This window comes from Chryseobacterium paridis, from assembly GCF_016595215.1.
In the GTDB taxonomy this organism is placed as follows: Bacteria; Bacteroidota; Bacteroidia; order Flavobacteriales; family Weeksellaceae; genus Chryseobacterium; species Chryseobacterium paridis.
Genome location: NZ_JAENHK010000008.1, coordinates 99,286 through 119,601 on the forward strand (window position 1 = coordinate 99,286; position 20,316 = coordinate 119,601).

Below are 20,316 nucleotides of genomic sequence, written 5' to 3' on the forward strand. Positions count from 1 at the left end.
TGGCTTTTTATATATTAAAAGGATCAGTTTAGTCTGGTTTTTCATTTTGTTCAGGAGTGATTTTGAATTTCTTAGAAATTATCATAATTACTACCCCTGCGATCATAAAAGGAATGGAAAGCACCTGTCCGGTATTCAATCCTCCAATTTGGATGAATTCGTCTCCCTGAGGCTCTTTTAAAAACTCTACAAAGAATCTTACAGCCCAAAGAATAATAAAGAACAATCCGAATAACCATCCCTGCTGGTATTTTTTATCTGTTTTTTTGTATAAAATCCAAAGCAATAGGAACAAACAAACATATCCGAATGCTTCAAATAATTGTGTTGGATAACGTGGAACTGTAATTCCATATTCACTGCTTTGTTGTGGGAAAAGTAAAGCAAATGGTGAATTAGGATCAACAGGCTTTCCTACGATCTCAGAATTGAAAAAGTTACCCATTCTTACAAATGCTCCTCCTAAAGCAACCACGATTCCGATTCTGTCATATACCCAGAAAGGGTTCTTTTTAATGATCTTAAATGAATAATAAAGGGTAGTGAAGATCAAAGCAATGGTAGCACCGTGACTTGCAAGTCCCGAGAAACCTGTAAACTTCAACCCGTTTTTAGTACTGATTGGTAAAAATACACTCCAGAAATCTTCTTTGAATAGTTCCGGCTGATAGAAAATAACGTGTCCCAATCTCGCACCAAGAATGGTTCCGATCAATGTCCACGTGAAAAGGGGCTCTAAATATTTAATGTTAACATTGTCTATTTTGAAGATTCTAGCCATGATGATATAGCCTAATCCAAAAGCAAAAATGAACATTAAACTATAAAAATGTAATGTGATCGGACCTAATTTAATTCCGTTTGAAGGATCCCATATTTTAAACGGGGTTTCCAATTCAACTTTATCAGAGGCGGTAATCAGTTTCTCTGATTTTACGGCATATTTAAAAGTTTCAATATTTTCTTTAGTAACTGCGGTTTCAATCAATTTGAAATGTTTATCAAAAAATTGATATTTAGCATTTTTGTATTTACCTAAAATCAAAGAACCTGAATCATAATAATTACCTTCAAAGTTGGATTTATTCAGAATTACCAGGACATTGTTTAATGGTCTGTCAACAAACGAATCCAGATTTACTACTTCAGTTGTTGAATAGATTTTTACGGGAATTTCAGTAGCATTTACTTTTAGAGTTCCATCTGAAAGACCGCCTGGATACTCCTGTGCAAAAAGACATTGGGTAACCAAGGCAAATACTACAAGGTACATTCTGAAAAAAATATTACTCATTTCTATTTTTTTTGATAGTTTATATTGAATTTTTTATTTCTTTGGGGGAACAGGATCATATCCGCTTCCTCCCCAGGGATGACATTTTGAAATTCTTTTTATACCCAGCCAAAAACCTTTAAAAATACCATGAACCTGTAATGATTCAACCATATAATGTGAACATGTAGGTTCGTAACGGCAGTTTTTAGGTAGTAAGGGCGAGATAAACCATTGGTAAAATTTAATTAAAATTACCAAAGGAAAAGTAATGATTTTGTTGATTGTTAATTTCAAAACAATGCAAAAATAGGGTAAAAAAATGAAAATTAGTTTAAATTTGTTATAAGTTTCAGCGCTGTAAAACTGAAACATTCAAACAAAAATTCTAAATATCTTGAATCAAAATATCCCTTTAGCTGAAAAATTAAGACCTAAGACCCTGGATGAAGTCCTTGGGCAAGAGCATCTTACTGGTGATAAAGGAACCATAAGAAAAATGATAGAGAATGATACATTGAATTCTCTTATTTTATGGGGGCCGCCAGGAACAGGGAAGACCACATTAGCGGAAATTATCTCTGAAAAATCCGGGCGAAAATTTTATAAACTCTCGGCGGTTTCCTCTGGTGTAAAAGATGTACGGGATGTTATTGATGAAGCTAAAAAACAGAATTTATTTTCTGGAAAATCGCCTATCTTATTTATTGATGAAATTCACCGTTTCAATAAATCCCAGCAAGACTCATTACTGCATGCCGTAGAAAAAGGATGGATCGTGTTAATTGGGGCTACAACGGAAAATCCAAGTTTTGAAGTGGTTTCCGCTTTGCTTTCCAGAAGCCAGGTTTATATTCTCAAAGCTTTAACCTATGAAAAATTAGAAGAGCTTGTTGATATTGCTTTAAAGAAATACAATCAAGAGGAAAATACCGAATTGAAAATAAAAGAGAAAGGAGCATTTATTCAATATTCCGGAGGGGATGGCAGAAAATTGATCAATTCCGTAGAGCTTGTTCTTAACCAATACAAAAACTCTGAAATAAAGGAGATTTCAAATGAAGATGTTCTTGCTGTACTGCAGGAAACAATGGCTTTATATGATAAAAATGGAGAACAGCACTACGATATTATTTCCGCATTCATAAAATCAATGCGGGGTGGTGACCCTAATGGAGCTGTATATTGGTTAGCAAGAATGATTGCCGGAGGTGAAGATATTAAGTTTATTGCGAGAAGGATGCTTATTCTTGCAGCAGAAGATATTGGGCTGGCAAATCCAAATGCATTGGTAATTGCTAATAACTGTTTTCAGGCAGTTAATGTGATCGGTAATCCTGAATCCCGGATCATTTTGAGTGAAACAGCAGTTTATCTGGCAGTTTCCCCAAAAAGTAATTCAACATATATGGCGATCAATGAAGCATTGGCCTTAGTGAAGCAAACAGGAAATCTGCCAGTACCTCTTCATCTTAGAAATGCACCTACGAAGCTCATGAAAGATCTTAACTATGGAAAAGATTATAAATACGCTCATTCCTATGAAGGAAACTTCGTAGAACAGGATTTCCTTCCTGAGGAAATTAAGGATATGAAATTATATCAACCGGGAGATAATGCTACGGAAAAAAAGATTTACGAAGAACTGAAGAAAAAATGGAATCATAAATATTAGAAAAGGATACTCTTTTGAGTATCCTTTTTATTTTATAATCTAAAGATCAATTAGTATTTCTTCGAAGTTGAAATAAATAATGATTTCTTACCATTGTAATCTTTTACTTCAGATTTAGCCAAAATATCAGCATAAATCTTTGTGTCAGGATTATTAAACTCATAACCATCAATGATTATCGGAGTTTCTTTAGGCAGATTGCTTTGTTCATTAAGTTGGGCAACCGTTATTCTATCCAGATTCTCATATCCTTTTTTAATGATAATCTCTGCAAAACCATTTTCTGCTATATAGCCGAACTTTTTAAGGTTCTGTGGTAAGTTTGCAGGGGTTTTATAAACATGCATACTTTGAACAAAATCTTTTTTATTGTTGAACATATCTGCTGTTCCAACAATATCATTTGCTACTACAAATTTAGTTGCAGGATTCTTCTGTCCAAATAGAAAAGCAGAAGAAACGAGTAAAAAAGAATAAAGTATTTTTTTCATAATCTATAGAATAAGTAACTATTAAAAACTTGTTAAATATAAGTATTATTTATAAAATTAAAATAGGATTTTATGATAAATTACATATTATACATAAATAATACGTTTTATTAAGATTTAAAATTTTCATTTTCATTCATCTCGTCCTTTTTATCAACCAGATTTTTAATCATGTTTTTCAATCGCTGGAACATGAATGAACTTAACAATAGTATAACACCTAATAAGATGAATGCTGTGATTCGTGAAATATTATCCATTTGCCATACATCATATGCGTATAGTTTTACAATTACTATCCCGATAAGGATAAAACCGATTTTACTAAACTCCGTATTGTCTTTTTTTAATCCTGCATAAATAAAAATACTTGCAAGAATGGCCCAGATAATTGGGAGATACAAGATACTGAAGTGCTTTTGCAGTTTATAAAGCATAGATATGTTTTCTGCATTTCCTAAAATATATAGATGATAAAGTTCACAGCTAATCACAGAAACCAGTACAAAAGCAGCTGGCCAATATAAAAACTTGACTTGTCCTGCATTCTGTGTAGGTAATATTCTCCAATATATATAGATGAAAGGAATAAGATACAGTAAGTAAATGGCATAAAAGGCAATCGAAACTTCTTTTAAAAGAATTGAATCAATAAGTTCTGATGCACTGAATGAAATATAAATTAGAATGAGTAAAAGGAAAATATAAATTAGTCCTTTTTCAAAGTCTTTACCTATTTCCAGTTTCTTATTCAATAACAATAAAACAAAAATGTAATACAGGCTAAATAAGAGCCCTGAACTAAGGACTATCGCAAATGGCCTTTCGGAAATTTGATATGTCAGTTCAAACAACAAAGCAAAATAAATAATAGCATAGCTTACTATTCTGAAAATGATTTCAAAGAAATTGTTTTCAGAGGTATTTTGCTCTGGCAGTTTTTTAAGTAGGAATAAATTAACGAGTGTTGTGATAATTGTTATAAAGCTCGTTAAAAACACAGGATTTAAAATCACGGTGAGCTCTTTTGTGTTAAAGTATTGTGACCATGTGCTCATTTGTGCTATGATCACTAATGGGAATAGGATGTAAAAGAATATTTTAAAAATATTGAGTTTTGTTTTCTTCCAGATAAAAAGCAGAAGTGTGGCTTCAATAGCCCATATGCTGGTGATTAAATGAGTCTTAAACTGTAATGCTATGGCAATTGTAATCAGGCTTATAGTAATTCCCGCAAAAATAGAATAGTTACTTCCAAAGTCTTTCTTCTGATATTCTTTAAAAAGCAGATAACTGTTAATGGCTGCAAAAACAAGCGGAAATATAATAACAGGTTCGTATCCCAGTTTATTGAAAATGTAAATTAAGCTTAATGTACTGAAAAAATTAATAAGTACTAATAATAATGTGTCAAAAGGGGAGAGGGTATTTTTCTTGATATAATTGAGCAATGCAAATGCATAGAAGATGACATAATTAATAAGATAGAAATATATACTTAGTATTTCCGGTTTCTCAGCTGTCCAGTATAACAAATATAGGTGAGTGAAAAAGAATGCAATTCCGCCTACACTTTTCCATTGCTTCAAAAAAGTGATGATAAACATTCCGATATTCAAGACAGAGATATAAGTAAATAGGAATAAATAATTACTCTGTCCTGTACTTATTATCAGTGGAGCGAGGAATCCGCCGAATAGAGAAAAGATAATAAGTATTTCACTTTTATAATAATAAGAAAGTATAATGGATAATAAGGTTATACAACAAGTAATTATAAAAGCTGTGTTTTGAGCAAATAGATGATACTCCCGAAACGCAATCGTTGTGGTGAAATATAGAATGGCTATTCCACCTCCCAGAATGATGGACGAAAAAACAGTATAGTTTTTCCTTAGAAAATGACCTACAATAATGATGAGAGAACCAATAGAAAATCCAATCGCTGCTCGGGCTGTTTCACCAATCCAGTTTTTATCAATAGCGTACTTGACGAAGTAACCAATTCCCAGAACCAAAGTGAAAATTCCTATTACCGCTAAAATATTTTGTTTCAAAAAAGAGAAAATTGGATTAAGCCAATCTGTTTGATGTATTAAAGGAGTTTCTTCTTTGATAAAAGCTGCTTGTTTTTCCTGATGAATTTCAGATGAAGGCAATACCTCGGTTGTTACTTCAGGTTCGTCTTTAGGTTTTGATGTTGTTAGAGGTTCTGCGGAATTTTTTTGCAAGTCTGAAATTTTATTTTCAAGCTTTCGTATTTTATTGTTTAAGTTGTTGTAAATAAATACAATCAAAAAAATTAACAGAATAATCAGGAGATTTTCAGGCATAGTTTCATTTGCTTGATCAAATATAATTAAATGTTTGGTATAGTCACTTACCCTAGGTCTTAAACAATTAATCCATCATATGGAAATATGATGGATTAACGGTGTATAGTGATTAAATTAAATAAATATCTTAGTTAGATACCTTGTAAATATAGAATGAAGCAACACTTGATCCTAATAATCCTACATCTAGAAGAGAAGATCCTACAAGTCCGAATGAAATTTTGTCTCCAGCCTGTGCAGAATATATTGAACTTATACTAGATTCTGAAATGGTTAAGCTTAATAGAATTAAGTTAGCACCGCTAAAAGCACGGCTATCAATCGTTGTAGCTACCCCAGCTCTTGTTCTTACGATCCCTACACCAGGAGAGTTAGCCAAAATAGAAGCCTGTAGTCCAGTACCATAACGGAATGTAAATCCTATAGCATAAACTCCGTCTGATGGAATTGTATACGTGTTATCAGTATCTGAAAATAATGCAGCACTACCTATTGTTCTTTCTGCGTTTAAAAAGTTAACAGCTCTAAATCCACTTGGAAATAGACCTAAGCTTAATAAACTGATCCCTGCTGTTTTTTTAGCAGCATATAAAGTAGTATTCGTAGCACCTGCAGTTGCTAATAATGCAGGGTTTGCTTGCTCAACTTCAGATGTAGCTGAGTTATACATCAAGACATTGTATCCGGTTGTAGTCGCTGTTGTTGGAACTGTTCTAACTTTTACGTCCCCATTTACGTCTAAAGTAGCTGCTGGTGTTGTTGTGTTGATTCCTACCTGTGAAAAGGCCTGAGTTGCTATCAAAGATAGAGTTAGAATGGAAATTTTAGTTTTCATGTTATAAAAGTTTAAATTGTTATGGTTTTAGTTAGTTTCGTAAAAATACAGCAAATATTATGCCTGTAGATGAATATTATTTAAAATAAATCTATTATTTGTTAAAAATATTTTAACAATTTACGATTATTAATTAATATAATGCTACGTATTTATACTATAGGTAAATATACTAAATTTTTTTTTGAGAATAAAGATATATAAAAAAAATTAAATAAATCCCTTTTAAATGAATAATTTTTTGTTAACATAAAAATAAAGCTGTCATGAAATATGACAGCTTTATTTTAAAACAATGCTATTTATGCATCATAATGGCGTTATTTTGTGTTTTATCAAACCATGTTTTTAGGCCTCTAATAAAAATTCTTTATAATTTCCTAGGAAATCTACACTCGCATGTATCGATTCTAATTCCTGTAATGCATTTTGGTGTAAGACAGGATTCCATTCTCCAGCCACATTGATAAAGAAAAAATAATTGCCAAGTCCTGTTTTTAATGTTCTTGACTCTATTTTACTCAAGTTCATTTTTCGCCAAGCAAAAACAGATAACACCTGATGTAATCCTCCGGCATGATCTTCCGGAAGTGTAATGAGAAGTCCGGATTTTTCACCCAGGGCCTCAAGGTTTTTATTTTTGTAAAAATGTCCTTCTTTAGAAATAACAATGAATCTTGTATGATTCTGTTCGAAATCCTGAATATTACGATTGGTAATTTTTAATCCATAAAGATTGGCTGCAAACTGATTGGCTACAGCAGCTATTCTTTGATCTGGATTTTCAGATACGAACTTAGCGGCAGCGGCAGTTGAAGAAAAATCCTGCCTTTGAATATTTTTATAATGAGTATCCAGGAAATGAAAGCTCTGAGCCAAGGCTTGTGGGTGAGAGTAAATTCTCTCTACATCCTCGATCTTATTATCAGGGTGGATCATTAAATGATGAGCTATAGGCATTACAGCTTCCGCTTCAATTTTTATAGAAGGTGTTTTATATAAATAATCCAATGTCATAGAGACTGTCCCCTCAATTGAATTTTCTAAAGGAACAACAGCCTTATCGACTTCTCCTCTTTCAACTGCAGCAAAGCAGTCTAAAATATTAGCCTGAGGCAAAAGTTCTTCATTGGGAAAAAGTTGGGTAGTTGCGAGTTGGGTAAAACTAGCATGTGGACCTAGAAATGCAATCTTCATATATCATTTATAATTAAAAAAGTTTAGCAAAGGAAAGGAATTGTTTATGGTAAAAAAAATCCTACAGGTAATTATATGGATTTGTCATCTGATTTCCAATTTTCGTGTATAAGTTTGAGCAAATAATCCGGACATTTTATAATCTTACCGGTTTTTGAGTCTAAGAAGAATAGAGAGGTGGAGGCTTCTGTAATTTTTATACCTTCTTCATTGTAAATTTCATATTCAAATTCTATTCTTACTCCTGGTATCTTTTTTAGGTATGTATGAATTTCTAATTTTTGATCATACAAAGCTGGCTTCAAATACTTAATTTTATAGTCAGAAACAGGGAGCCAAATTCCTTGGTTTTCAATTTCATCATATGGCATTCCTATGGTTCGAAGTAGTTCAACTCTGCCAATTTCAAAGTACGTTGCATAGTTACCATAGTATACATATTTCATAGGGTCTGTTTCTGCGTAACGTACTCGTATTGAGTGTATTGAGTGTATCATTTTTGCTCTTAAATTATACATACAAATATATTTTTAAATAATCAATACCTGCAATATTTTTTTTTGAAAATAAAAAATTAGACCTTTGTCTTCCTTCTAAACACAGTACTAACAAAAGAATTAATCAGGGCATAAATATGGATGAAAATTTAATGATGATATGGCAGAAGTGCCTTCAGTTTATGCGTGATAATCTTAACGCAGCTGAAGATAATTCTGATTTGAAAAAGCTTGAAAAATCTTTCGACTTATTGTTTGACAAAGTGCAACCAATTTCTTTGGTTGATAACAATCTTACTTTAATGGTTCCGAGTGATTTTTACAAAGAATATATTGAGGATAATTACTTGTCTCTTCTTTCTGCTGCCCTGAAGAAAAATATAGGAAAAGGAGTAAAATTATGGTATTCAGTAATGGAAAATAAACCAAACGGTTTAGAAAAACCTGTTACTATGAATATGAAAGGAAAAAGTGTTCCGACTCCTAAAGTTCAGGAAACAATGCCTCAAGGTTTTTCATCTAATATCGTGAATCCTTTTGTCGTTCCTGGAATTAAGAAAGTAAATATAGATTCCAATTTAAAGTCAGACTTTTCTTTTGATAATTATGTAGAAGGAGAGAGCAACAAATTTGCTGCAACTGTAGCAAGATCTATTGCAAAAAGACCAGGAGCAACTGCTTTTAATCCATTATTTTTATATGGTGGATATGGAGTAGGGAAAACCCACTTAGGACAAGCGGTAGGATTAGAAGTTAAAAGCCAATTTCCAGACAAAGTGGTTCTTTATTTATCTTCTGAAAAATTTATTCAACAGTTTATATCAGCTGCAAAAGCTCATAAACAAACTGAATTCGCTAACTTTTACCAAATGGTAGACGTTTTAATTATAGATGATATTCAGTTTCTTTCCGGTAAATCAGCTACTCAGGATAGTTTCTTCCATATTTTTGATTATTTACATCAAAATGGAAAACAGATTATTCTTACTTCTGATAAGGCTCCGGTTGATATTATGGATATTCAGGACAGAATTGTTTCCCGTTTCAAATGGGGACTTTCTGCAGAGATCAAGTCTCCTGACTTAGAGACCAGAAGAAAAATTATTGTTGATAAATTAAGCAGAGATGGAATTGTTTTAACAGAAGATATGCTTGATTTCCTTGCTGCTGAGGCAAAAACCAATGTAAGAGAGCTTATTGGGGTGATCAATTCAGTAATTGCTTATTCCACGATCTATAAATCTGATCTTAGTCTGGAATTATTGAAAGATACGATCAATAAGATTGCTGCCAACCAGAAGAAAATAATCAATATCCCTTATATTCAGGAGATAGTGTGTGATTATTTTGGGATTAAGAGAGAACAATTGCTTTCTAAAACAAGAAAAAGAGAAATTGCACTTCCAAGACAGTTAGCCATGTATTTTGCTAAGGAATTTACCAATGCTACTTTTACGAAAATTGGTGAGGAAATGGGAGGAAAAGACCACTCGACAGTAATGTATGCTTGTGAAACGATAAAAGATGTTTCAAAGATTGACAAGGAAGTTAAGAAGTATGTCAAAGAACTTACTGAGAGAATAAAACATTAAAATAATTTAATTTGATATAAAGAAAATGAAGGATAGAAATTATTCTTCATTTTTTTATTTAATTTTGTTGGATTACTCAAAAAATGATACGATTTTAGGATGAAAATATTGATGGTATGTTTAGGAAATATATGCAGAAGCCCTTTAGCGGAGGGAATTATGAAAACAAAACTTCCTTCCGGATTTTTTGTAGATTCTGCGGGAACTATTTCAATGCACGAAGGAGAGCATCCTGATAAAAGAGCAATAAAAACCGCTGCCAACCATGGAATCGATATCTCAAAACAGCGATCCAGACCCATTACCAGAAAAGACTTTGAAAACTTCGATCTCATTTATTGTATGGATATCGATATCTATGGAGATGTTGTATCAAAAACCCACAGTGAAGAAGAAAGGCAGAAAGTTTTTCTATTTTTAGAAGCAGCAGGAAATCACGAAAATGCTGAAGTTCCTGATCCATATTGGGGTGATATGAATGATTTTGAAGATGTGTATCAGCTTTTAGATAATGCATGCAATATCATTCGTAACCAAATTGTAATTTGATATGAGATATTTATTTTTACTATTTTTCATAAGCTCCAACCTGTTTTTTGCTCAAAGTAAAGATGAGGTTGCTATCCGAAAAGTAATGGACGATTTTATGAGTTGCATTAAAACAGGAGATGAGGTCAAGTATCTTTCCTTATTTCAAGATCCAGTCCAGTGGACAGGAGTTTATGTTGATCGGACACAGGTTAAACGTCTTGAAAAAAATCCTAAAGCAGATAGCCATTTTGTAGATGATTACAAGACTTTCATCAAAGGCTTTAAGGATGATAAATCTGAGGAGAAGTTCGATAATATTAAGATTATTGAAGACGGATCAATAGCGTCAGCGAACTTCGACTATAGTTTCTGGTATGATGGAAAAATGAGTAATTGGGGGAAAGAAATCTGGACCTTAATGAAAATTAACGGTGCCTGGAAAATTACTTCTGTTACGTTTTCAATGGATTTCACTAAATATTTTGCTCAACCTTCGTTAAAAGAAAGAACCCAAAAATAAAAAGAATGCTTTTTTTACTTCCAGCTTTTTTATCAGAAAATACACCTATTAGTCACTTTTCACCGGTGATGAATGATTATATCATGCAAACCGATTATTTTTTTGTGGAGAATGAAAAGACAGCCCGAAAGGTCATTAAATTTTTTGCTCCTGAAAAAAAGCAGGCAGATCTTAAACTGTTTTTATTAGATAAATATACCCAGAATGCAGATATCAAAGAGGCTCAGGAACTGATGCTGAAAGGTCAGGATTTTGGATTGCTTTCTGAAGCTGGATTACCATGTATTGCAGATCCGGGAAATTTAATAGTGAAATGGTGTCATGAGAAAAATATAAGAGTAGTGCCTATTTCAGGGCCTTCATCAATAATTTTAGCATTAATTTCCAGTGGATTTAATGGACAGGAATTTTCATTTAATGGATACCTTCCGATTGATAAAGGGGAGAAAAAACGACAGATTTTGCACTTAGAAAGTCTGGTGCAGAAAACAGGTTATTCTCAAATTTTCATGGAAACACCGTATAGAAATAATGCTCTTTTTGAAGACTTGTGTAAGTTCTTATCTCCCAGTACAAAGCTTTGTATAGCTGCTAATATTAACGATCCGGAACACGAGTTTATTCAGACAAAAACGATCAAGGATTGGCAAAAACAAAAACCGGAACTTCATAAGATTCCTGCTGTTTTTGTTCTTGGGAAATAAACGTCATTGCGAGCAGAAAGGCGAAGCAATCTCAAATCGAAGCATAGTTTTTACATCAATAAAAACCCGAATATGAAATTCATATTCGGGTTTATGTTATTTTTTCCTTCTTCCTTTCCATTTTCTCCATAAGAAGATAAGTACCGGAATTGCTAAGAAAAACGGCCAAAGAGAGATCACTCCAAGTATGAAACTGATAAAGCTATTCCAACCTTGGGTAAGAGAATCCCCAAACCTGCTTCCAAAACCTATTTTTGAAGTTGCAGAACTTCTTACTTTTTCTTTGTATAAACTTAAATTTAGTGTGCTGTAATTTACCCGGTCATCGATAAAGCGAAGCTTGCCTTCAGCAACGTCTATTTCATCTTCAAGACCGCGGATCTTCTCCTGAATTTCAAGCATATCTTTTGTATTAGACGCTCTTTTAAGCAAGTCTCGATACTTTTCAAGATAGATTTTCTTGTTGGCAAGTTTTATAGCAACATCAGTATATTCTTCTGTTACATCCTCTGATGATATATTTTTTGATAAAACAGAACCGATCCCATCTGAAAAGGAATTGATGAGTGCATCAAAGTTTTTATGTGGGACACGGATAGTAAGATTTAGATTTTCATCTGCATCGGAATTTCGGAAATCTTCAGTCTGAATATAGGCATTGTTTTTCTTTAAGATTTCGTTCACCTGACCCTGGGATTTCTTAATATCTCCCACCTGGATCCGCATATCTCCATTTTTAATAATTTTTTTAGAAATGGTATCGATTCTTTTAGTTGTTCGCTGCTGTGGCTCTTCTTGTGGTGGGGGTGGAGCTGGTTCGCTTTCGGAAAAATTGACAAGTTTATCTGATACTACAAGATCTGCGCTAACTTTTTGTTCAGCAATACCATCGGATTTGCTGCAATGAATAAATGTGAAGGATATTAAAAGTAAAATTAAGTTTTTCATGAATGTTTTTTCATGAATCTTATCAAAAACTATGCTTAAATTAAAAGATCAGGGGATTAATATCTTATTCCTGTTTTTTTGAAAATAAAAGTTAAAAGCCAGATAGGTCCCATTAAAAGAAACTGCAGATCCTTTATGAAAGATGGTTTTTTGCCTTCTATTTTATGGCCCAGAAATCTTAAAACCCATGTGATGGCAAATATTGAAAGGTAAATAATCCATGAGTTTTTCCAAAAATGGATATTGACAGTATAGACTGATTTTTCCATTAATATCATTATAAGGAGCATAATGAAGCTGATGAGTAATGATAATCTCAAATAAAATACAGTAATCAGAAGGATGGCAATTACACTTACTATACTCACACAACCAAAATAAGGAGAACACATGTGTGGCGATGGAATCAAAGAGACAAAACCTAAAATAGCCCAGAAGATCAGAGGAACACAAATCCAATGGATTATTTTGTTGGTTTTGTTTTTGTGACTTTTACAATATTCTGCGAAGAATAAGTCTATCTTTCTCATAATATGGAATTTGGATTATACTAAATTAATAAAATTTTGGATGCAGCCAAGAGATTGAATACTTTTGCGATATGTCTGTCCTAGAAAAATTTGGAGTTGAGATTTTCACCCAACATAATATTTTCGAGAGAATCTCGACCGAAAAACCATTTCGTCCTGATAATCCGGCGTTTATTTTTGTGAAAACCGGAACGATAAAACTCCGTCAGCATTTTAGTGATCTGGAGCTTACTCCTAATATGTTTATGGTGACCGATCCCCAAACTGTTTATGAGATGGTTTCCGTAAGTGATGATTTTCAATCGCGAATGGTTTCTTATAAAAGAGAGTTTATTTCTGCTTTATCATTGAAGTTTAACCGCCTGATTGGGTACCGGTATTTCAGACAGCAAATGAATAAAGGGGTGCCTTTTGAGGAGGAAGAAATGGAAATGGTGTGGAAAAGTGTCAATTTTCTTAAATATATATTAGATTTTGAAGCGGATATGATGTATAAGAAAGAAATTGTTGAACACTTGTTTTCTATCTTTTGCTATCAGATGGCAGGAATTATTTCTAAGGAAGACAGTTATTCTATGGGGCAAATGTCAAGGCAGGAAGAGATTGTTTTTGTATTTTTAAATGATCTCGCTGCCCATCATCTTAAAGATAGAACGGTTGAGTTTTATGCCGCCCGGCAATCTATTACAACCAGACATCTTTCATCAGTCGTAAAATCAGTTACAGGAAAGTCCGCAAGCCACATCATAGCATTGATTGTTATGAATGAGGCTAAAGTTCTTTTAAACTCGTCTAAAAGGACTGTTTCAGATATTGCAGGTATTCTTGGATTTAGTGATCAGTACTCGTTTTCTCATTTTTTCAAGAAACATTTGGAATTAAGTCCCAGTCAGTATAGAAATCAATTTGAAGGTTAAATCCTACATTTGAACATCTTTTTCCAAAAATCAAACATTTGTTTGATTGCTTGGCCACCGTAACTTTGCCTTTGTAAAAACAAGGTAAAATGATACATCATTTAAAAACAGCACTATCACTTCTGATAGCTATATTCCCTGCGCTGTTTTTTTCGCAGGAGGTCAGACAGATGACAGCGAATGAGGTCGCCGAACTGGCACTTCAAAATCATCAGCAGCTAAAAGTTTCTGCCCACAATATTACTATTGCTAAACAACAGACAGATATTACAAAACTTCAAAAGCTGCCTAATATTACGGCTTCCACAAGTCAGTTTTATTTAGGGAATGCAGTGGCAATCGATAAAGATTTTTCAAGTTCCACTACTATTCAAATGCCTCATTACGGGAGTTCTTACGCAGTGCAGGCTACTCAATTAATCTTCAAAGGAGGGTTAGTGAGCAAATCTATTGAACTGGCTGGGTTACGTGAACAACTTTCTGAACTAGATTTAGAAAAGAATAAACAGGATGTTAAGCTATTGGTTATTTCCAATTATCTGGATGTCTATAAAATTCTTAATCAGGAATTAGTTTTTCAGAATAACAAAAAACTAGCGCAGGAGCGTTTGAAGAACATTCAAAAATTCTATCAGCAGGGGATGGTCACCCGAAATGAAGTGATCCGTGGTGAGCTGGCGATAAAAAATTTAGATCAGGGGATTTTAACCTTAGTAAATAACAGAAAAATTCTCAATTACAATTTGAGTATTGCATTAGGATTACCGAATAATACTGAAATTGTTCCTATTGAAAGTCTTGCAGATAAAGAAGCAGGTATCGGGATGGATTATTATATGGATCTGGCACATAACAGTAATCCACAATTAAAATCTGCAAAGACCAGTATTGATGTGGCAGCTAAGAATATAGAAATTATAAAAACAGATCAGCTCCCAACATTATCAGGATTTGGTGGTTATATGTTACAGCGGCCTATTACTACAAGGAACCCTGTTTTGGATATGTATTCCGGAGGTTGGCAGACAGGTGTTTCTTTAAGTTATAATATTGATAACCTTTATAAAACCAAAGAAAAAATTAAATTTGGCGAAATACAAAAAATACAGGCAGATGATACCAGGACTTTAATTCAACAAAATGTAGATATGGGAGTGAATGCTGCTTATGTAAAATACCAGGAGTCCATTCAGCAGGCTGATATTCTTAATGACGCTAAACAATTGGCAGAAGAAAACTACAAGATCACCGAAGCCAAATACTTAAACCAATTGGCTGTACAAGCAGAAATGATCGATGCTCAGAATCAAAAGTTACAATCTGAATTAGACTTTGCAAATGCTGAAATCAATGTTTTGTATCAGTATTATAATCTTTTGAAATCTACAGGAACACTTTAATTCTTAAAACTGAAAATCAAGATAATGGAAAACAAGGAAGAACAAAATACACAAACAACACCCACAGAATCAAGCGTGGTTGCTAAGAAAAAGGAATCTAGAAAAAATAAAATAAGAGCAATTATTTCTAATATTATTGTTTTTCTGGTGATAGGATTTGGACTATTCTGGCTGGTTCGTGAGTATTTTCATATTGGTGATAAAAGCTATACAGAAGCCGCTCAGGTGGAGGAATTTATTAACCCAATCAATACGAGAGTTTCTGCATACATCAAAGAAATAAAATTTATAGAACATCAACAGGTAAAAAAAGGGGATACATTAGTGATCCTTGACAAGAATGAAATTATAACACAGTTAGGACAGGCGGAAGCTGCTTATCAGAATGCCCTGGCTCAACGTTCTGCTACCAGTTCATCCGTAAATACAGTTTCCAATAATGTCAATGTAATGGAGTCTAATATTGCAGGTGCAAAAGCAAGATTGTGGAATGCTGAACAAAATTTAAACCGGTATAAAAATCTTTTGACTTCTGAAGCTGTGACCAGACAACAATATGATCAGGTAAAAACAGAATATGATGCCCAAAAAGCGGCTTATGAAACATTAGTTAATCAAAAACAATCAGCTAATCTTTCCACAACTGAAGTTAAAAGTAAATTAGGGATCAATGACGCTGAAATCAAAAGAACAAAATCAGCTTTGGATATGGCGAGAATCAATCTTTCTTACACAGTTATAACCGCTCCTTATGATGGAGTTATGGGGAGAAGAACAATCTCTGAAGGACAATTGATACAACCAGGACAACAGGTTGCAACTATTGTATTGAATGGTCAGAAATGGGTAACTGCCAATTTTCTTGAAAGTCAGATGCCGAATATTAAAATTGGAGAGAAAATCACAATGTCTGCAGATGCTTTAGGAGGACAAAAATTCGAAGGAATCATCAAAGCCGTTTCTGCAGCCACCGGATCCAGATATTCAAGTGTTCCAACTGATAATTCTACGGGTAACTTTATTAAAGTACAACAGAGGATCCCTGTAAGAATCGAGTTTACGGCTTCTAATAAGAAAGAAGATATAGATAAACTTAGTGCGGGGATGAATATGAATGTGAGTATAGACGCAAAGAATTGAAAATTGAAAGTGGAAAGTGGAAAATTTAAATTCATACTAGCTTTCAGCTTTCCATTTTCAACTTTCAACTATTAATTAATAACTAACAAAAAAAAATGTATAACAAAGGTCTATATCATGATTGGGTACCTAAGCCGGTTCAGTTGCTGCTAATGGTATTACTGTTATCTGTAGTGATGCCGCTGGGTGGTGTTTATACAGGAAACATTAGTTACCTTGTTGGGGGTACAGGTGCTCTTTCCGAATATTTTCTATGGGCAAATTATGCCACAACAATAGGAATGGGAGCTTGTATGCCTGTGGTTCTAAGAATGAAGATGAGATTTAAAGTTCGTGATAAGATCACTTTGATTTTAGTTGTATTGGGACTATTGAGTTATATCAATTCAACGACTTTACAACCTATGGTTATGGTAACGAGTTCTCTTATCATTGGATTTTTAAAAATGATGGTAGCTATAGAATTATTTTTACCATTAATGGCAATGATTGGAAACAGGGGGATATTTTATGGTGCATTTTATTCTTTTGTTTTAATGATGAACCAGGTTGCGAGCTATTATGCTGTGGAGGTTTCTACTTTTTATAATTGGCAGCATTTTTATGTGATCGTAGCGGTTTTATGTTTTATTTTGGCACTTTTACACTGGGTATTTATGCATGATAAATACTTTGCACTTAAAGTTCCATTACATTATATTGATTGGTTGAGTATTTTGCTTTTCATTTCAACATTTATGTTCTCTGCCTATGTATATTCATTTGGAAAACAGCAAGACTGGTGGAATTCATCAAAAATAATGTATTCCAGTATTGCTGCATTTATAAGTTTTGCTCTGTTGGCTACTCGTCAATTAACATTAAAAAGACCTTACTTATCCTTCGTCATATTTAAAAAGAATAATGTACAGAATGGTTTGTTTATGCTTTTTTGGTTGGGGATGTTTTTGGGAACGACCACATTACAAAATACTTTTGCCTTAGGAGTTTTGGGTTATGATCAATTAACCAATGCCAGACTCAATCTATTGATGATTCCAGGGATCATATTAGCGGGAATTGTTGCCATTTTCTGGTTTAAAAAAGAAAAACCTTTGAAAATGTTCATCTTCTCAGGATTCTCCGCAATGATAGGATATGCGATTATCATGTATTTTTCTATGGTTCTGGAATTTAATTATGAAGGCTGGTATCTTCCGATGTTTTTAAAAGGCTACGGGATGTGTTCATTATTTGTTTCTGTTTGGTTTTATACATTGGATAAATTGGAATTAGATGATATGTTGGCAGCGATCGGATTGGTATTGGTTTGGAGAACTTTCCTTGCTGTTGGTATTTTTTCGGCTCTGTATTCATGGTTTCAATACCACTTTCAGGTCATTGCAATAGGAGATTTAGCAGTTTATATGGATGGAATGACGATAACTCCGCAAACATTAGCGGGTAGTATGAAAGTGGTTCAACTCAATGCTATTATTGTGGCAACTAAAAAGATATTTGGCTTTATCGTTGTCATTGGCTTTGGAGTATTGGTATATGTTTTAACTCATCATTTTGGAAGAGAGCGCTTTCAATATGGAAGATTTATAAGAATGCTTAGTGGTAAATCAGTCATTGCCCGAAGAAGGTTGAGAGAAAGAAAAAAATTATTGGAAGAAATAAAAGACGCGGCAGGGCCCGCTATGTAAAGATACCTTGTTTTTCACTAGTAAAACCCCGGACTTTTTATAGGCTGGGGTTTTACGTTTTATTGGTGGCGATGGTATTTAGGGAGGCTGATGAAATAAATATGAAGAATTTTAATAATATTATTTTTATTTAGTCGTAATAAAAATAATAATTACTTACATTTGCATTACTTAATTGAATATATAAATGATACATCCTAATTATCATTTATTCCCGGCATACTAGAACTATGATGCTGTATATAATTTAAAAATTTCAGTTATGGCTAAAATGCAAGCAGGGCAGATCGTTGCCGAAGTCACAAAAAAAGAATACCTAACACCTCATTTTATTAGAGTATACCTTCATTCCGAAGATATTTTGCAGTTTAAAAATACTACAATTGGTGATAATAATAAAATAGCTATTCCTCCTGAAGGATTAAACGAAATTCATTTTCCAAGCTGGGGTGATAATCATGAATGGATCTATCCGGAAAAAGAAATTGCACCCTCTATAAGGACGTATACCCATCGGGGAATCAATTGGGAAACCAATGAACTGTATATAGACTTTGTAGACCACGGTGATGGTGGTCCTGCCTCAAAATGGGCAAGAGAAGCTGAAGCAGGCTCTAAATTAGGAGTGATGATGCGAACCGAGCCAAGAGAGCTATATCCTTTGGTTGATTGGTATTTTCTTATTGGAGATGGAACAGCTATTCCTGTTTTAAGTACTATTTTAGAAGCTCTTCCTGAAACTGCTAAAGGAGTTTGTGTTATTGAAGTCCACGGAAAAGAAGATGAACAACAATTGGAAACTAAAGCAGATATTGAATTTATTTGGGTTCATAATGCGGATGCTCATTTAGGAAATAAATTAACAGAGACTGTAAGAAGTATACCAATACCTGAAACTCAAAAATTCGGATACTTGGCCTGTGAGCTTTCAACTGTAAAAGAGATTCGCAACTATTTCAGAAAAGAAAAGAACTGGAAACAATCTGAGTTATATGCCTATTCTTACTGGAAAGCTGGTGTGACACAAGATGACTCACAAGCCGAAAGAAGAAAGGAACTGAGAGCTGACTAATAAAAATATGTCCGGGATGCCCGGTTTTTTTATGCATAAAATAATAAGGAACCAATTGTCATTGCGAACAAATGAAACAATCTCTTTCAATAGGGACATGTACACTATTAAGTATCATTAATCATAATATCGTAGTTATTTTTTGAAGCCAAAACCTGTATCTTTGCTCCTTTAAAAATAGTTATGAAAGATTTAATGGGTAAGGCAATCTGGGATTATCATCATAATGAGAATCCGGAAGATCTGCAGACTGAAACCTCAATCTCAGAACTCGATGAACTTCCTGTAGATTACCTTTTCAGGGATTTTGAAGAAATGAATAGTCTTGAGCAGAAAGCTTTGGAATTAGCTCAGGGAAAAGTTTTGGATATTGGCGCTGGAGCGGGTTCACATTCGTTGTATCTTCAAAATGAAAGAAACCTTGATGTAACGGCATTAGATATTTCACCAAAATCTATTGAGGTTTGCGAGTTGAGAGGAATTAAAAAAGGGATCTGCCAAAATATGCTTGATTTCACTGGGGGAACTTTTGATACTATTCTATTATTAATGAATGGAACCGGAATTTTTGGAAGTTTAGCGACCGTTGATACCTATCTTCAAAAATTGCAATCTTTACTTAGCGACAAAGGACAGATATTAATTGATAGTACAGATATTTTGTATATGTTTGATCGTGATGAAGATGGTGGAGTTTATATTCCGGCAGAAGGCTATTATGGGGAATTGGATTATGTCGTTCATTATAAAGGAGAATCGGAAGATCCCATTAAATGGCTATATCTCGATTTTGAAACCTTAAAAAATGCTGCCGAAAATAATGATTTTACAATCGAAAAAGTAATGCAGGACGAAGATGCTTATTTAGCCAAACTGACAAAAAGATAAACTACCTTGTCATTGCGAGCAAAGCGAAGCAATCTCTTAATAACCTTAATTTCTAAAATTAATCTTAATGGTAAAAGATTTA

General features: G+C 33.5%; 20 protein-coding genes. 11 read left to right on the top strand and 9 right to left on the bottom strand.

Going from position 1 to position 20,316, the window contains the following annotated elements; genetic code table 11:
* Positions 1–28 precede the first annotated feature (28 nt).
* Positions 29–895 (bottom strand): prolipoprotein diacylglyceryl transferase, encoded by an 867-nt coding sequence (gene lgt, locus JHL15_RS21200; RefSeq protein WP_262895625.1) that lies wholly within the window; start codon positions 893–895, stop codon positions 29–31.
* Positions 896–1,327: 432 nt separating this feature from the next.
* Positions 1,328–1,546 (bottom strand): membrane protein insertion efficiency factor YidD, encoded by a 219-nt coding sequence (yidD, locus tag JHL15_RS09010; RefSeq protein ID WP_394369182.1) that lies wholly within the window; start codon positions 1,544–1,546, stop codon positions 1,328–1,330.
* Between the two features lie 124 nt (positions 1,547–1,670).
* On the opposite strand from yidD, the gene JHL15_RS09015 reads away from it, so the two are divergent.
* Positions 1,671–2,948, top strand: a complete 1,278-nt coding sequence (locus JHL15_RS09015) for a replication-associated recombination protein A (RefSeq protein ID WP_200245192.1) — start codon at positions 1,671–1,673, stop codon at positions 2,946–2,948.
* Positions 2,949–2,998: 50 nt separating this feature from the next.
* Here the strand turns inward: JHL15_RS09015 and JHL15_RS09020 are convergent, their stop codons facing one another.
* From JHL15_RS09020 to JHL15_RS09040, 5 genes are all read right to left on the bottom strand, one after another.
* On the bottom strand, positions 2,999–3,439 hold the full coding sequence (locus JHL15_RS09020) for a hypothetical protein (RefSeq protein WP_200245194.1): 441 nt from the start codon (positions 3,437–3,439) through the stop codon (positions 2,999–3,001).
* A gap of 110 nt (positions 3,440–3,549) precedes the next feature.
* Positions 3,550–5,670, bottom strand: a complete 2,121-nt coding sequence (locus tag JHL15_RS09025; RefSeq protein WP_234047725.1) for a DUF2339 domain-containing protein — start codon at positions 5,668–5,670, stop codon at positions 3,550–3,552.
* Positions 5,671–5,902: 232 nt separating this feature from the next.
* Positions 5,903–6,610: a hypothetical protein gene (locus JHL15_RS09030; protein ID WP_200245196.1), complete on the bottom strand. Its 708-nt coding sequence runs from the start codon at positions 6,608–6,610 to the stop codon at positions 5,903–5,905.
* Positions 6,611–6,958: 348 nt separating this feature from the next.
* A complete protein-coding gene (pheA, locus tag JHL15_RS09035; protein WP_200245197.1) occupies positions 6,959–7,807 on the bottom strand; it encodes a prephenate dehydratase in 849 nt (282 codons plus the stop codon).
* A 71-nt stretch (positions 7,808–7,878) separates the two neighbouring features.
* Entirely contained in the window at positions 7,879–8,304 is a 426-nt protein-coding gene (locus JHL15_RS09040; protein WP_200245431.1) for an acyl-CoA thioesterase, read from the bottom strand.
* A 137-nt stretch (positions 8,305–8,441) separates the two neighbouring features.
* Here JHL15_RS09040 and dnaA point away from each other — a divergent pair, with 137 nt between their 5' ends.
* From dnaA to JHL15_RS09060, 4 genes are all read left to right on the top strand, one after another.
* Positions 8,442–9,896 carry a chromosomal replication initiator protein DnaA gene (gene dnaA / locus JHL15_RS09045; protein ID WP_172277724.1) on the top strand — a complete coding sequence of 485 codons (1,455 nt, stop codon included), beginning with the start codon at positions 8,442–8,444 and terminating at the stop codon, positions 9,894–9,896.
* Positions 9,897–9,995: 99 nt separating this feature from the next.
* The gene (locus tag JHL15_RS09050; RefSeq protein ID WP_200245198.1) at positions 9,996–10,445 is read left to right on the top strand and encodes a low molecular weight protein-tyrosine-phosphatase; all 450 of its coding nucleotides are present in this window, start codon (positions 9,996–9,998) and stop codon (positions 10,443–10,445) included.
* 1 nt (position 10,446) lies between these two features.
* Entirely contained in the window at positions 10,447–10,947 is a 501-nt protein-coding gene (locus tag JHL15_RS09055; protein ID WP_200245199.1) for a nuclear transport factor 2 family protein, read from the top strand.
* 5 nt (positions 10,948–10,952) lie between these two features.
* The gene (locus tag JHL15_RS09060) at positions 10,953–11,651 is read left to right on the top strand and encodes an SAM-dependent methyltransferase (RefSeq protein ID WP_200245200.1); all 699 of its coding nucleotides are present in this window, start codon (positions 10,953–10,955) and stop codon (positions 11,649–11,651) included.
* A 96-nt stretch (positions 11,652–11,747) separates the two neighbouring features.
* Here JHL15_RS09060 and JHL15_RS09065 read toward each other — a convergent pair whose 3' ends face one another.
* Together JHL15_RS09065 and JHL15_RS09070 are read right to left on the bottom strand one after the other, a co-directional pair.
* Entirely contained in the window at positions 11,748–12,599 is an 852-nt protein-coding gene (locus JHL15_RS09065) for a DUF4349 domain-containing protein (protein WP_200245202.1), read from the bottom strand.
* 56 nt (positions 12,600–12,655) lie between these two features.
* The gene (locus tag JHL15_RS09070) at positions 12,656–13,129 is read right to left on the bottom strand and encodes an Mpo1 family 2-hydroxy fatty acid dioxygenase (protein ID WP_200245204.1); all 474 of its coding nucleotides are present in this window, start codon (positions 13,127–13,129) and stop codon (positions 12,656–12,658) included.
* A 71-nt stretch (positions 13,130–13,200) separates the two neighbouring features.
* On the opposite strand from JHL15_RS09070, the gene JHL15_RS09075 reads away from it, so the two are divergent.
* The 6 genes from JHL15_RS09075 to JHL15_RS09100 all read left to right on the top strand — a co-directional run bounded on the left by JHL15_RS09075 (position 13,201) and on the right by JHL15_RS09100 (position 20,234).
* Complete coding sequence (locus JHL15_RS09075; protein ID WP_200245206.1) at positions 13,201–14,046, top strand: helix-turn-helix domain-containing protein; 846 nt, start codon at positions 13,201–13,203, stop codon at positions 14,044–14,046.
* Between the two features lie 89 nt (positions 14,047–14,135).
* Positions 14,136–15,446, top strand: a complete 1,311-nt coding sequence (locus JHL15_RS09080) for a TolC family protein (RefSeq protein ID WP_200245207.1) — start codon at positions 14,136–14,138, stop codon at positions 15,444–15,446.
* Between the two features lie 24 nt (positions 15,447–15,470).
* On the top strand, positions 15,471–16,586 hold the full coding sequence (locus JHL15_RS09085) for an HlyD family secretion protein (protein WP_200245208.1): 1,116 nt from the start codon (positions 15,471–15,473) through the stop codon (positions 16,584–16,586).
* Positions 16,587–16,681: 95 nt separating this feature from the next.
* Positions 16,682–18,274 carry an efflux MFS transporter permease gene (locus JHL15_RS09090; protein ID WP_200245209.1) on the top strand — a complete coding sequence of 531 codons (1,593 nt, stop codon included), beginning with the start codon at positions 16,682–16,684 and terminating at the stop codon, positions 18,272–18,274.
* 262 nt (positions 18,275–18,536) lie between these two features.
* Positions 18,537–19,346, top strand: a complete 810-nt coding sequence (locus JHL15_RS09095) for a siderophore-interacting protein (protein WP_200245210.1) — start codon at positions 18,537–18,539, stop codon at positions 19,344–19,346.
* A 183-nt stretch (positions 19,347–19,529) separates the two neighbouring features.
* Positions 19,530–20,234: a class I SAM-dependent methyltransferase gene (locus JHL15_RS09100; RefSeq protein ID WP_200245211.1), complete on the top strand. Its 705-nt coding sequence runs from the start codon at positions 19,530–19,532 to the stop codon at positions 20,232–20,234.
* Positions 20,235–20,316: the final 82 nt, after the last annotated feature.

Excerpts from the sequence above, each read along its gene's own strand:
- JHL15_RS09020 (WP_200245194.1), bottom strand. The coding sequence starts at position 3,439 with ATGAAAAAAATACTTTATTCTTTTTTACTCGTTTCTTCTGCTTTTCTA.
- JHL15_RS09030 (WP_200245196.1), bottom strand. The coding sequence starts at position 6,610 with ATGAAAACTAAAATTTCCATTCTAACTCTATCTTTGATAGCAACTCAG.
- pheA (WP_200245197.1), bottom strand. The coding sequence starts at position 7,807 with ATGAAGATTGCATTTCTAGGTCCACATGCTAGTTTTACCCAACTCGCA.
- JHL15_RS09040 (WP_200245431.1), bottom strand. The coding sequence starts at position 8,304 with ATGATACACTCAATACACTCAATACGAGTACGTTACGCAGAAACAGAC.
- dnaA (WP_172277724.1), top strand. The coding sequence starts at position 8,442 with ATGGATGAAAATTTAATGATGATATGGCAGAAGTGCCTTCAGTTTATG.
- JHL15_RS09050 (WP_200245198.1), top strand. The coding sequence starts at position 9,996 with ATGAAAATATTGATGGTATGTTTAGGAAATATATGCAGAAGCCCTTTA.
- JHL15_RS09055 (WP_200245199.1), top strand. The coding sequence starts at position 10,447 with ATGAGATATTTATTTTTACTATTTTTCATAAGCTCCAACCTGTTTTTT.
- JHL15_RS09060 (WP_200245200.1), top strand. The coding sequence starts at position 10,953 with ATGCTTTTTTTACTTCCAGCTTTTTTATCAGAAAATACACCTATTAGT.
- JHL15_RS09065 (WP_200245202.1), bottom strand. The coding sequence starts at position 12,599 with ATGAAAAACTTAATTTTACTTTTAATATCCTTCACATTTATTCATTGC.
- JHL15_RS09070 (WP_200245204.1), bottom strand. The coding sequence starts at position 13,129 with ATGAGAAAGATAGACTTATTCTTCGCAGAATATTGTAAAAGTCACAAA.
- JHL15_RS09075 (WP_200245206.1), top strand. The coding sequence starts at position 13,201 with ATGTCTGTCCTAGAAAAATTTGGAGTTGAGATTTTCACCCAACATAAT.
- JHL15_RS09080 (WP_200245207.1), top strand. The coding sequence starts at position 14,136 with ATGATACATCATTTAAAAACAGCACTATCACTTCTGATAGCTATATTC.
- JHL15_RS09085 (WP_200245208.1), top strand. The coding sequence starts at position 15,471 with ATGGAAAACAAGGAAGAACAAAATACACAAACAACACCCACAGAATCA.
- JHL15_RS09090 (WP_200245209.1), top strand. The coding sequence starts at position 16,682 with ATGTATAACAAAGGTCTATATCATGATTGGGTACCTAAGCCGGTTCAG.
- JHL15_RS09095 (WP_200245210.1), top strand. The coding sequence starts at position 18,537 with ATGGCTAAAATGCAAGCAGGGCAGATCGTTGCCGAAGTCACAAAAAAA.
- JHL15_RS09100 (WP_200245211.1), top strand. The coding sequence starts at position 19,530 with ATGAAAGATTTAATGGGTAAGGCAATCTGGGATTATCATCATAATGAG.